The sequence below is a fragment of the Rhodoferax sp. RT4P68 genome (assembly GCF_056521305.1).
Genome location: NZ_JBWMBB010000011.1, coordinates 169,342 through 181,510 on the forward strand (window position 1 = coordinate 169,342; position 12,169 = coordinate 181,510).

9 protein-coding genes are annotated in these 12,169 nt (G+C 68.6%); 5 read left to right on the plus strand and 4 right to left on the minus strand.

Features of this window, described 5'->3' with window-relative positions; genetic code table 11:
* Nucleotides 1–52: 52 nt before the first annotated feature.
* Nucleotides 53–1,507: an exodeoxyribonuclease I gene (gene sbcB / locus AC099J_RS22495; RefSeq protein ID WP_479617521.1), complete on the plus strand. Its 1,455-nt coding sequence runs from the start codon at nt 53–55 to the stop codon at nt 1,505–1,507.
* Nucleotides 1,507–2,376 (plus strand): NAD-dependent protein deacetylase, encoded by an 870-nt coding sequence (locus AC099J_RS22500; RefSeq protein WP_479617522.1) that lies wholly within the window; start codon nt 1,507–1,509, stop codon nt 2,374–2,376. Before sbcB ends, AC099J_RS22500 begins: the two co-directional genes overlap by 1 nt.
* Here the strand turns inward: AC099J_RS22500 and AC099J_RS22505 are convergent.
* From AC099J_RS22505 to AC099J_RS22515, 3 genes are all read right to left on the minus strand, one after another.
* Complete coding sequence (locus AC099J_RS22505; protein ID WP_479617523.1) at nt 2,345–3,049, minus strand: glutathione S-transferase N-terminal domain-containing protein; 705 nt, start codon at nt 3,047–3,049, stop codon at nt 2,345–2,347. The two genes, AC099J_RS22500 and AC099J_RS22505, sit on opposite strands and share 32 nt — an antisense overlap.
* Before the next feature lie 132 nt (nt 3,050–3,181).
* Complete coding sequence (locus tag AC099J_RS22510) at nt 3,182–6,958, minus strand: patatin-like phospholipase family protein (protein WP_479617524.1); 3,777 nt, start codon at nt 6,956–6,958, stop codon at nt 3,182–3,184.
* A gap of 137 nt (nt 6,959–7,095) precedes the next feature.
* Entirely contained in the window at nt 7,096–8,382 is a 1,287-nt protein-coding gene (locus AC099J_RS22515; protein WP_479617525.1) for an amidohydrolase family protein, read from the minus strand.
* 362 nt (nt 8,383–8,744) lie between these two features.
* Here AC099J_RS22515 and AC099J_RS22520 point away from each other — a divergent pair, with 362 nt between their 5' ends.
* From AC099J_RS22520 to AC099J_RS22530, 3 genes are all read left to right on the plus strand, one after another.
* Nucleotides 8,745–9,182: a hypothetical protein gene (locus AC099J_RS22520; protein ID WP_479617526.1), complete on the plus strand. Its 438-nt coding sequence runs from the start codon at nt 8,745–8,747 to the stop codon at nt 9,180–9,182.
* On the plus strand, nt 9,169–9,363 hold the full coding sequence (locus tag AC099J_RS22525) for a hypothetical protein (protein WP_479617527.1): 195 nt from the start codon (nt 9,169–9,171) through the stop codon (nt 9,361–9,363). Before AC099J_RS22520 ends, AC099J_RS22525 begins: the two co-directional genes overlap by 14 nt.
* Before the next feature lie 505 nt (nt 9,364–9,868).
* Nucleotides 9,869–11,053, plus strand: coding sequence for a sensor histidine kinase (locus AC099J_RS22530; RefSeq protein WP_479617528.1), 1,185 nt, complete (start codon nt 9,869–9,871; stop codon nt 11,051–11,053).
* 108 nt (nt 11,054–11,161) lie between these two features.
* Here the strand turns inward: AC099J_RS22530 and AC099J_RS22535 are convergent, their stop codons facing one another.
* On the minus strand, nt 11,162–12,109 hold the full coding sequence (locus tag AC099J_RS22535) for a LysR family transcriptional regulator (RefSeq protein WP_479617529.1): 948 nt from the start codon (nt 12,107–12,109) through the stop codon (nt 11,162–11,164).
* Between the last annotated feature and the right edge of the window lie 60 nt (nt 12,110–12,169).

Here is a 12,169-nt window from a genome sequence, read left to right on the forward strand (position 1 = left end):
ACCGGTCGGCGGGCCCCGCATCGGCTGCCCCGCACCACCCCACCTGCACCCCATGGCCCAGACCGACCACACCTTCCTCTGGCACGACTACGAGACCTTCGGCGCCAACGTGCGGCGCGACCGGCCGGCGCAGTTCGCCGCCATCCGCACCGACGCCGCATTGAACGAGATCGGCGAGCCGATGATGTGGTACTGCCAGCCGGCGCCGGACTTTCTGCCCGACCCGGTCTCCTGCCTCATCACCGGCATCACGCCGCAGACGTGCCTGGAACGCGGCATGCCCGAGGCCGAGTTCGCCACCAGGATCCACGCCGCACTGTCGCTGCCAGGCACCATCGGCGTGGGCTACAACACCATCCGCTTCGACGACGAGATCACGCGCCACATGTTCTGGCGCAGCCTGATCGACCCCTATGGCCGCGAGTGGCAGAACGGCTGTGGCCGCTGGGACCTGTTGGATGTGGTGCGCCTGACCTACGCACTGCGGCCCGACGGCATCATCTGGCCCGAGCGGCCCGAGGGCAGCGGCGTCAGCTTCCGGCTGGAGCATCTCGCCACCGCCAACGGCCTGGCGCACGAGGCCGCGCACGATGCGCTGTCCGATGTGCGCGCCACCATCGCGCTGGCGCGGCTGATCCGCCAGCAGCAGCCCAAGCTGTTCGACTTCTGCTTCTCGCTGTGCCGCAAGGACCGCGTGGCCGCCGAGCTGGGCCTGCCCACCACGCAGCAGACGGCGCGGCCGTTCCTGCACGTGTCCGGCATGTTTGCGGCCGAGCGCGGTTGCCTGGCGCTGATGTGGCCGCTGGCCATGCACCCGACCAACCGCAATGAGCTGATCGCCTGGGACCTGCGCCACGACCCCCGCGAGCTGGACGGCCTGGCGGTCGAAGACGCGCGGCTGCGCCTGTTCAGCCGCAGTGATGCGCTGCCCGAAGGCGTCACGCGGCTGCCGATCAAGAGCGTGCACCTGAACAAGTCGCCCATGGTGGTGTCCTCGCTCAAGACCCTGAGCCCGGCCCTGGCCGCGCGCTGGTCGCTGGACCTGGACGCCCAGCTCGCGCATGCGCGCATCGCCCGCGAACTGCCCGACCTGAGCGCGCTGTGGAACGGCCTGTTCCAGCGCGATGCGCCGACGCGCGTCGACGTCGATGAAGACCTGTACGGTGGCTTTCTGGCCCCCTCCGACCGCAAGCGGCTGGACCACTTGCGCAGCCTGTCGCCGCAGGCGCTGGCCGAGGCCCGCAACAGCTTCGACGATGCGCGGCTGCACGAACTGGTGTTCCGCTACCGCGCCCGCAATTTCCCCGACACGCTGTCGCCCGAAGACGCTGCACGCTGGGCCGAGCACCGTGTCGCGCGGCTGCTGGAGGGCGAGGGCGGCGTGCGCAACGTCGACCAGATGCTGGAGGAGCTGGAGGCCCAGGGCCAGAGCGCCGATGCGCGCGGCATGGAGATCCTGGAGGCACTGCACGCCTACATGGAAGACATCGTGCCGGAACCCGATTGATGGATGCGCTCGTCGATTTCGTGGGGCGCCACCCACGCCTGTTCGTGCTGACCGGGGCCGGCTGCAGCACCGAATCCGGCATTCCCGACTACCGCGACGCCAATGGCGACTGGAAGCGGCCGCAGCCCGTTACCTACCAGGCCTTCACCGGCGACGACGCCACGCGCCGGCGCTATTGGGCGCGCAGCCTGGTCGGCTGGTCGACCATGGCGCAGGCACGGCCGGGCACGGCGCACCAAGCCCTGGCGCGGTTGGAAGAGGCCGGCCATGTGGAGCTGTTGGTGACGCAGAACGTCGACGGGCTGCACAGCGCTGCCGGCAGCCGTGACGTGGTCGACCTGCATGGCCGCATCGGCGCCGTGCGCTGCCTGGGTTGCGAGGCGCGCTCGACGCGTGCCGCACTGCAGCAGGCGCTGCTGGAGCGCAACCCGCGCTGGGCACAACTGCAGGCGCAGCCCGCGCCCGATGGCGATGCCGACCTGGAGCACGACGACTTCGCCAGCTTCGATGTTCCGCCGTGTGAGCGCTGCGGCGGCATGCTCAAGCCCGACGTCGTGTTCTTCGGCGAGAGCGTGCCGCGCGATCGTGTCGAGCAGGCGCAGCAGGCACTGGCGCGGGCCGACGCGGTGCTGGTGGCCGGCAGTTCGCTGATGGTGTATTCGGGCTACCGCTTCGCGCAGGCGGCGGCCGCACAGGGCAAGCCCATCGTGGCCGTGAACATCGGCCGCACGCGGGCCGACCCGCTGCTCACGCTGAAGGTCGAGCAGCCCGTCGGCGCGGCGTTGATGAGGCTGGCTGACGCGCTGCGGGTGGCGCCGGATGTGGCGCCAGGCGCCCTCACGGCGCAGGCGGCACGTTCAGCCCCTTGACCACGGCCGGCCGCGCGACGAAGGCTGCCAGCACGCGCTGCACTTCGCGGAAGTCGCCAAAGCCCACCAGCTCGCCCGCGCCGTAGAAGCCGGCCAGGTTGCGCACCCAGGGCCAGGTGGCGATGTCGGCGATGGTGTAGTCATCGCCCATGATCCAGTGGCGCCCGGCGACGCGCTCATCGAGCACCTTCAGCAGCCGGCGTGACTCGGCCACGTAGCGGTCGCGCGGGCGCTTGTCTTCGATGTCCTTGCCGGCGAATTTGTGGAAGAAGCCGAGCTGGCCGAACATCGGGCCGACGCCGCCCATCTGGAACATCAGCCACTGCAGTGTCTCGAAGCGAGCGGCCTCGTCGGTGGGCATCAGCTGGCCGCTCTTGCTGGCCAGGTAGACCAGGATGGCGCCGGATTCGAACAGCGCCAGCGGCCGGCCGCCCGGGCCGTTCGGGTCCAGGATGGCCGGGATCTTGTTGTTCGGGTTCAGCGACAGGAACTCGGGCGACAGCTGATCGTTCTGGTCAAAAGCCACGCGGTGCACCTCGTAGGGCAGGCCGGTTTCTTCCAGCGCGATCGAGACCTTCACGCCGTTGGGCGTGGGCAGCGAATACAGCTGCAGGCGCTCGGGGTGGCGCGCGGGCCATTTACGGGTGACGGGGAAAGCGGACAGGTCGGGCATGGGCGGTGCAGTGCGAGGGGAAGGGGAGCGCAGCATACCCAGCGCCGCGTCGGCGTGCAGTGCCCGGCCCGCCGCCCGCACGCCCAACGGGGGTAGCGCTTCGGCGGCGCGCGATGCCCTTCGGAAAGCCCTTCAGCCAGGCGCCTGCGATTTCGGAATGGGCGCTGGCCTCGCGTCCACCGGCGGCAGCGGGTGGTCTTGCAGCGTGCTGTCCGATGGCGCGACCCAGACCTCCACCGTGTTCGGCCGCGGCTTGTAGCGGGCCGACAGCGGCTCGACCTTCCAGTTCGTGAAGCCGGCCTTGGGGCCCAGCGCACGCGCACACAGCAGCGAGTCGATGTCGTGGAAGCGCACCGTCGTGCGGGCCACCGGCGGCGGGCTGGCGAAGCCGCGCGCGTTCGCCGTCTCCACCACGTCCTCGGTCGGCGGCACCTCGGCGCCCATGGCGCGCCAGATGCGGCGAAACGGCCAGACCGCGCGCTTCTGGCTGGGGCCGTAGATCTGCAGGAACACGGTAGTGCCGGCGCATTCCTGCGAGGCCGCGGCTGGCGCGGCTGCGGCAGGCGCCGAAGGGGTGGCGGGTGCGACAGGCGAGGCCGGCGCTGCGGCCGTGCCGTGGGCCGGCGCGGCCGACCCCGGCACCGGCGCCTGCAAGGCCGGCGACAGGGCGCCGTCGGCGAAGCGCCCGCTGTAGCGGCAGGCGGCAGGCGGCCCTTCGCGCGGTGAGCCGGCGGCCGATTGCTGCTGGTAGCGGCGCTCGGCCACCACCGGATCGCACGGGTGGGCGCTGGCGACGGAGCCGGCGCCGGTGTAGTCATACACCCAGTAGCGCGGCGGTGGCATGACAGCCAGGATCTCGGGCGCCGGCAGCAGGCAGCTGCGGTTGCGGTGGCCGCCTCGCGGGTCGCTGGCGGCCAACAGTGCGGCGCAGGGTTCGGGCGGCGGCCCGGTGAGGGCGCTGCACTGCTGCATCGCCGAAACATGGATGCGGCGCGCCAGGTCCGAGCGCGTGAACCAGCGTGCCTCGTCCGACGGGCACAACGTGTCGGCCGTGCGCAGCAGTGCCGCTGCGAGGTTGCCGGTGGCCACGGCATCGGTCGTGCCGGCACCACCGGGCGTGGCCTTGGCCCACAGATCGGTCAGCTCTTTCATCGCCGAGCGCTCGTCCGCCTTCTGCCGGGCAAATGCGCTGCGCGTGGTTTCGATGCCCTGCCAGGCGGCCACGCCCAGTGTGGCCGCCGCGCCCAGGCTCAGCGTGGCGCCCACGGCGGTGGCGGCGTTGCTGATGCGGGTCGGCACCCGGCCGGGCGGTGCGGCTGCAGCGGCGGCGCGCTCGTCGCGGGCCTGGGCGTGGGCGGCCTCGAAGGGCGAGCAGTCGTCGTCCTCGAAATACGCGCCCGGGTCGCGCAGCAGCGTGTTGATCCACTTGCGGTCCAGGTTCTGGCCGAGGAAGGTGCCCAGGTGAAAGTAGCTTTCCCACTGGGCTTCCGAGAAGAACTGGTCGGCGGTGGTCTCTTGCGGAAACTGCGGGTTCTGCCGCTTGAAGTTGACCAGGTCCACCGGCAGGCCCTCGCACAGGTTGGGCTTGATGACGATGAGGATGCCGTGGCTCGGCGTGGCGCCGCCATAGCGCACCTTCGCCAGCGCCAGGCAAGCGGTGCTGGCCGGCGAGGCCAGGTCGTTGAGCGAGCCGAAACGCGCCAGCCCGGCGGGTGCTTGGCCGGGCGCAGGCGTGGCGGCGGCGCGGTACTTGCCGGCAATGCGCGCGGCCGTGCGCGCGGCCTGCGCCATGGCCGGCCTGGGCCGCTGGAACAGGATCTCGGCCTTCAGGTCGATGCGCGCCTTGCGCACCAGGTTTTCCAGGTTCTCGAACTCGTAGCGCGGGTCGGCGCCGCAGTCGGCCAGCACGATGACCTCGGCCCGCTCGGCCAGCAGCGCATAGGCGCCGGTGTTCTCGAAATGCCCGCCATCGGTCAGGAACCAGTTGTCCGCGCTGCCGCCCTTGAAGCTGCCGAAGGTCTCGCTCAGCACACCGCAGGACTTGGTGAACAAGCGGTTCCAGGGCCGCCGCGTGCCGGTGCGCGCCGACTGGTCCCACCAGAACCCCAGGCGGATGCCGGCGAACGTGGCCAGCGCCGAAATGCCGCCGCGCGTGAGATTGCCCAGCCCCGGCGCAATGGCCGCGCCCGATATGGCCATCCACCCGCCCAGGCTGGGCGTGCCCTGCGCCGTGGGCCGGCCCCAGGCTTCCTGCGACACCTTGGCCAGGCCGCCCGAGGCCACGGTCAGCGGCAGGCCGCGCCGGTCCTGGTTGAACAGGCCGCCGCGCGGGTCGCGTGTCTGGTTGATGCACACGTTCATCAGGTGCACCGGGGCGCCACAGTCCTGCGGCCGGTAGTCGGCCAGGGCGATGTCGTCTTCGGCGTTCAGGTCGTCGACCGGCACGCTCTTGCGGCGCACTGGCATCACCACCGGCACATCGTTCAGGGCCGACAACGGGTCGCTGCCGGCACCCAGGCGCGTGCCGTTGGCGGCACCCAGGTAGCCGCGCACCAGGCGCGCCTGGTAGAAGGCATGCAGCGAAGAGAGGTTCAGAAACTCCACGTTGCGGCTGGTCACCACGAAGAAGCCCAACAGCGGCAACGCGAAGAGGCCGAGCATCACCAGCCCGTCCCGGAACGAGGCGCCGTGGTGCGTGAACACCGCCCCCATCACCGCCTTGTGCACCAGCGAGACCCACCACACGCACAGGCAGAAAGTGAGCGCGTAGCCCAGCATGCGGCCGATGAACAGCAGCGCCGACGTGGTGGCCCGCCCTGGCAGCAGCTGCGAGGCCAGCGGCAGTACCGTGCGGATGGTGGCGGCCCACACCGCCAGCCACAGCGCGGCGGCGCCCTGGCCGGTCTCGGTCAGCGGCTCCAGCTCGAACGCCAGGAACCAGGCCGCGCGGTCGACCAGGCCGGCCAGGGCGATCACGCTGAACCAGCGGAACGAGTTGGCCAGCGTGGCGGTGAGGTAGCTGCGCGCGGTGTCCGCATGCGGTGTCGGGTCGGGGCCGGCGCGGCGCAGCGCGACCAGGCCCATCGGCACGCCCAGCAGCCACAGCACCAGCAACGACGCGGTCAGCGTCCACAGCGTGGTGCGCATGACTTCGCCGACCGGGCCGTCGCCGCTGGCCACCTGCAGGTAGATCGTGACCAGCCAGACCGTGGCGGCCAGCATGGCCAGCCAGGCGGCCAACGCCCAGAGGCCCGCCAGCTTGAGCCAGGGCACGATCCAGTAGGCCACGGCGCGCGTGGCGCCCAACAGCACCACGAACGGCAGCACCAGCCAGACCATCGGGAACCAAAGAGGGATCCAATCCGGCAGGCTGTGCACCACGGCGAACATCGGCGTCGGCCAGGCAAAGCCCAGCTGGTGCGCGCCCCACCATGCGACGAGGTTGCCCGCCGCCAGCAGCACGCCCAGCATCAGCGCGATCACGCCCAGCTCGAAGTGGATGGCCACCAGGTTGCGGATGTACAGCGCACCGACGAAGGTCGCGTCGCGCGCGCCCCGCGGGATCAGGTAGCGCCCGTTCGCACGCAGCCACCACAGAAACCAGTTGGAGCGCGATTCGGCCAGCGCGCTCTGGATGCGCAGCGCATCGCGTGAATTGCGGGCGCGCGAAAACAGCCGCCCGACCATGCCGCCGATGTAGCCGCCGCCGGAGACGGTGGACATGAGGTCGAAGCGCAGCAACAGTTTCTCGAACGCCAGCGCGCGCAACAGGCCGAAGCAGAAGGTCGCACTGCGGATGCCGCCGCCGGACAACGCCAGGCCCCACAGGCCGGCCTCGTCGCCGACCGGCTTGGAGCGTGACCAGGCGTCGCGTCGCGCCTGCACCTGCTGCATCAGCTCGTTGTCCAAACACCACCTCCCCATGCCCATGGGCGGCCGTTGGCTGGAGCTTTTGGGGCAGTGGCCGCGTGGGGTGTGCTTCAGCCTAGCCGATGCGCGCCGCCGGAGAACGATTGGTAATGTTTCGTTACATTCACACGCAGGTGCTACGGGGTGCGGCGGGTCGGCATGAACGCCGTATCCCCCGGCCGGCCCGGCAGATGCAGCTGCGTGGGCGCGGCCGGCGTTTCGGCCAGCAGCCGGCCCTGGCGCCACACTTTGAGCCGCGTGGCCCGCAGGCGGATCGCCTCCACCGGGTCGCGCGCCTGCAGCAGCACGAAGCTGGCGTCGCAGCCCGGCGCCAGGCCGTAGCGCGGCAGGTGCATGACCCGCGCCGCGTGCGTGGTGACGGCCTCGAAGCACAGCCGTGTGCCGGCCTGGCTGGTCATCTGCGCCACGTGCAGGCCCATGTGCGCCACCTCCAGCATGTCGCCCGAGCCCATGCCGTACCACGGGTCCATCACGCAGTCATGGCCGAAGGCGACGTTGACACCGGCGGCCATCAACTCGGGCACGCGCGTCATGCCGCGGCGCTTGGGGTAGGTGTCGTGCCGACCCTGCAGCGTGATGTTGATCAGCGGGTTGGCCACGACGCTGACGCCGCTTTCTGCGACCAGCGGCAGCAGCTTGGAGACGTAGTAGTTGTCCATGCTGTGCATGGAGGTGCAGTGCGAACCGGTCACACGGCCCTGCAGGCCCAGGCGCTGCGCGTGGAAGGCCACCGTCTCGATGTGGCGCGACAGCGGGTCGTCGGATTCGTCGCAGTGCATGTCGACCAGCCGGCCTTCCTCGGCCGCGATCTCGCACAACAGGCGCACGCTCTCGGCGCCCTCGGCCATGGTGCGCTCGAAGTGCGGAATGCCGCCGACCACATCCACGCCCTTGTGCAGCGCGGCGCGCAGCAGCGCCATGCCGCCCGGGCTGCGCAGCACGCCGTCCTGCGGGAAGGCGACGAGCTGCAGATCCAGGTAGGGCGCGACGCGGCGCTTCACTTCGAGCAAGGCATCGACCGCCAGGCCCGTCGGGTCGCTGGTGTCCACATGGCTGCGGATGGCCAGCAGGCCTTTGGCCACGGCCCAGTCGCAGTAGGCCAACGCGCGCTCGATCACGGCCTCGGCCTTCAGCAGCGGCTTGAGCTCGCCCCACAGCGCGATGCCCTCCAGCAGCGTGCCGCTCTGGTTCACGCGCGGCAGGCCGTAGCTGAGGGTCGCGTCCATGTGGAAATGGGGGTCGACGAAGTGGGGCGCCAGCAGCAGGCCGGCCGCGTCCAACGTCTCATGCGCTGGGGCCGCCAGGCCCTGCGTGACTTCGACGATGCGGCCGTCCTGCACGGCGACGGACATGCCGCTGCGGCCGTCGGGCAGAGTGGCGTGGGTGATGAGCAGGTCGAGCATGGGTGCGTGGTGTGCGGTGGGTGTGCGGGTGCGGTGCAAGAAGGGCGCCAGGGCAGTGTAGGGGGCGGGTGGGGTCGTTACATGCTGCGCCATGGCGGTTGCGGCGCGGGGCTGGCTGAATGCGGAGGTTGGCAGTGCAGCCTGCTGGTTTGTTGACTGGCTGGTTGAGACTGGCTGCTGACCATGGGCGTTTTGAGCTGAGTGACCGCGGCTCGCGAAACCCGCCGTTCATGTTCGACATGCGCGTCGGTCCGTTGTACTGAAAGGACAGGTTGGTGCGCATTCTGGGAAGCCGTCGCTCAAGCGCCAACCCTTTGCCGGGGTAGGCTCAGCCGATCCACAACTCATAGCGCAGGACCGCCGTGAACCCATCGCTCTCCGTACCAACCGACAACATATACAAGTTCGCCAGCCTGTTCGGCCTGGCGTTGATCATCACAGCAGTTTTCTCGTTTGTGAGCGTCTACACGTCGACGCTGTCGGAGAAGATCCGGCTCGCTGACGCCATTGGGGTACTTGAAACGAAGACCGAGAAATCGAAGGAAGAAGAGCTCAGCCTGCTCATCCGGATGAAGGAGCTTGAGGTGCGGAAGTCCAATGAGTCAAACGCTAACATCGTTCTGTTGGTGGTGTTCGGCGGGGGTTTGCTCTGCAGCCTTTGGGGCTTCGACCAATGGAAAGGCCGAGTCCAAAAGCGCGACGATCTGATCGCAGATCTTCAGCGCCAGAAGCTCGAACTGGAGGTGCAGGATCTCGTCAACAAGGCATCTGGCAAAGCGGAGCCCCATGACCGCGACTGAATGGTTGACCTTGGTGCTCGTTGCGATCACGGGCTTCTATGCGTTCACCGTCAAAGCGGCCTACAAGTTCGGCGCCAGAACGTACTCCGCGGACTGCATCATTGACCTGTATCCGATGGTGCACGCAACCTCGGTACCGGACCCGTCGCCGACGAACTCAAGAACGTCGTCAACCAACTGAAGACGCTCCAGGCGACCGTCGCGAACCTCAGCCCACAGGAGTCGGCTTTGAGGAAATGAACAGGAGCCCGCTGGCCGGCTTAAGCGGAATAGTTCGGTCCAAGGCCGCTCCGGCTACACGGGGTACACCGGGCTACACCGCATACCGACAGACGCGATTGCCTGGGGGCCGCACTCGTGGATTTTGGGCACAGCTACTTGGCTGAAGCACTGGCTTTGCGCTAGATACCAACTGTCAGCGTGTGCTACATTTTGTCGCGATCAACCTCCAGGACGACGGGTCGAACGTAGGTGTGTTAGTTCGGCCCAGGAGCCTGGCGACCGCCTCCGTGCGTTGGAGGCGGGGTTCGATCATCATCTGAGCAAGCCAGTCGATCCAGAATACTTGGAGGTCCTGGTCGGCTCGAGTCACCCAGGAGCACCTCCGTAGGATTGTTGGCCGGCTCCGAGCAGGCGGCTTGCAGGCCGATGTCGCTGAAGTGCTCCAAATTTGTAGCGGAGAAGAAATGCGACTGGCCCAATTCATCCTCGCGAACATCGAGCCCATCCTCGCGGAGTGGGAAGCTTTCGCGCGCAGTCTGTTGCCTGGGAAGGATATGACGATCGTCGCTCTCCGCGACGATGCAGGGTCGATCTTGCGAGCTACGGCGCGGGACATGCAGAACCGCCAGAGCCTCGAGCAGCAGGCGAGCAAGTCTAAAGGCGAGGGCGGCGCGGGCGGTGCTGCCAGCGAGAGGCTGGACGACGCCTCTGAGCTCCATGGTGTGGAACGGGTGGGCGCGGGTTTCCACATCACAGACGTCGTCTCTGAATACCGTGCCCTGCGCGCTAGCGTTCTGCGCTTGTGGCGAAAGAGCCTACCCCAGCCGGACCGCAACGACATCGACGACATCACGCGCTTCGACGAGTCGTTGGATCAATCGCTTGCAAGGGGCGTGGAGAGTTACTCCAGACGCATTGACGAGTCACGTCACATGTTCCTGGCAATCCTTAGCCACGACCTGCGCAATCCGTTGCATACCATCCGCATGGCTGCACACGCTGTATCGCTAAAGAGTGAAGACGCGAACACAGCCGCCTCGATGTCGATGATCAAGAGAAACACCGATGCGATGATGAGCCTGGTCAGCGACTTGATCGACTTTTCTTCCAGTGGATTAGGCCGCGCGATGCCGCTGAACCGCGGGCCCGTCGATCTCGAAGAACTTTGCCGCGAAGTGCTGGACTCGTATCGCACCGCACACCCAGGGCGCACGCTGCGCATGCGATCGGACGGCGACGTGAACGGCGTGTGGGATGCAGGCCGAATCCGCCAAGTCGTTTCCAACCTGGTAGGTAACGCCATCCAGCACGGTTCGCCCGGCGGGCCCATTGACCTGTCGGTGGTGTCACAAGAGACACCTTCTGGAGGCTCCATCGTTGTGTTGAGCGTCCACAACGAAGGCGCGCCAATCCCGCGGGACATTTTGCCGGCCGTTTTTGATCCGCTGAAGCGCTACGTATCGAGGGATACGGCAGCGCACCGGGAGTCGGGCAGCGTTGGTCTGGGCTTGTACATCGTCCGTGAAATCGTTGAGGCCAAAGATGGCACTGTCACGGTCACCTCGACGGCGGAAGAAGGCACGACTTTCACTGTTCGCATCCCGCGTTTCCTCCCGGTCGAAGGAGGCGAGAAAGCCGTGGGGCGTTGAACCGAGAGTGCATGCGGGCAGCAGGATTCGCACGGGCGGCGGCCATGGGTGGTCGAAGTTCAGCTTCGGGGCGCTGGCAGCGGCATCGGGATGGTCGCAGGGGCCGCGTCAGCGCCGCTCGGCGCCGGCCCACCCTCGAGGCCGCCAGTGCAGCCGTTCGCTTGCCGCGAAGGCTGCCAGCAGACCGTCGACCACCACGCGCACGCGGGGGCTGAGGAACTGCCGGTGCGGGTAGTGCAGGTGGATCTCGCGGTCCTCGGGATCGTGCAGATCAGGCAGCAGGCGCAGCAGGCGGCCGGCGGCGAGGTCGGCCGCGGCGTGGTGCAGCGCCACCTGGACGATGCCTGCGTGCGCCCGCGCGAGGTCGAGCTGGGCTTCGGGGTCGCTGACCCACGCGCGCGCCGTCGGCGACCAGTCGACATAAGGCTTGCGGGGCGACGGCCGCAGCTTCCAGGTCGCGCTGTGGCCGTCGGCGAAGCGCACGCCGATCAGTTCATGCTGGAGGAGATCGTCGGCGCCGCGGGGCGTGCCGCGGCGGGACAGGTACCCCGGCGACGCGAGCAGCACCAGCGGCAGGGCACAGACGCGCCGCGAGACCAGCGACGAATCGCGCGCGCGGCCGCCGCGGATGCCGATGTCGTAGCCCTCGCCCACCAGGTCGACCGTGCGGTTGTCGAGCGAGACCTCGATCTCCAGCTTGGGATGGGCCGCCAGCAGTTCCGGCAGCACCGGCAGCACGTACTCTCGACCGAACGAGGCGCCGACCGAGATGCGCACGCGGCCCGCGGGTACGGCCCGGCCCTGCGAGACGCCGGCCACCGCGTCGTCCAGCGCCCGAAGGACCGCGCGCGCCTTCTCGGCGAAGGCCTCGCCCTCGGGCGTGAGGCGGATGCGACGGGTGTTGCGGTTGAACAGGCGCACGCCCAGTTCGGTCTCGAGCGTGATGACGTTCTTGCTCACGGCGGCCGGGCTGACTTCGAGCCGCGCGGCGGCCGCGGTAAAGCTGCCGGCACTTGCCACCTCGAGAAAAGAAGTCAGGCCCTGGAGGTTGCGCATCTTCAACCCGCGGTTGTGAATGTTTGTCGATCGTAAGCCTTCATGGAATGGTTGGCGATG

What these genes read in the sequence shown, in the direction of transcription:
- sbcB (WP_479617521.1), top strand. Translation starts at nt 53, where the DNA reads ATGGCCCAGACCGACCACACCTTCCTCTGGCACGACTACGAGACCTTC.
- AC099J_RS22500 (WP_479617522.1), top strand. Translation starts at nt 1,507, where the DNA reads ATGGATGCGCTCGTCGATTTCGTGGGGCGCCACCCACGCCTGTTCGTG.
- AC099J_RS22505 (WP_479617523.1), bottom strand. Translation starts at nt 3,049, where the DNA reads ATGCCCGACCTGTCCGCTTTCCCCGTCACCCGTAAATGGCCCGCGCGC.
- AC099J_RS22515 (WP_479617525.1), bottom strand. Translation starts at nt 8,382, where the DNA reads ATGCTCGACCTGCTCATCACCCACGCCACTCTGCCCGACGGCCGCAGC.
- AC099J_RS22525 (WP_479617527.1), top strand. Translation starts at nt 9,169, where the DNA reads ATGACCGCGACTGAATGGTTGACCTTGGTGCTCGTTGCGATCACGGGC.
- AC099J_RS22530 (WP_479617528.1), top strand. Translation starts at nt 9,869, where the DNA reads ATGCGACTGGCCCAATTCATCCTCGCGAACATCGAGCCCATCCTCGCG.
- AC099J_RS22535 (WP_479617529.1), bottom strand. Translation starts at nt 12,109, where the DNA reads ATGCGCAACCTCCAGGGCCTGACTTCTTTTCTCGAGGTGGCAAGTGCC.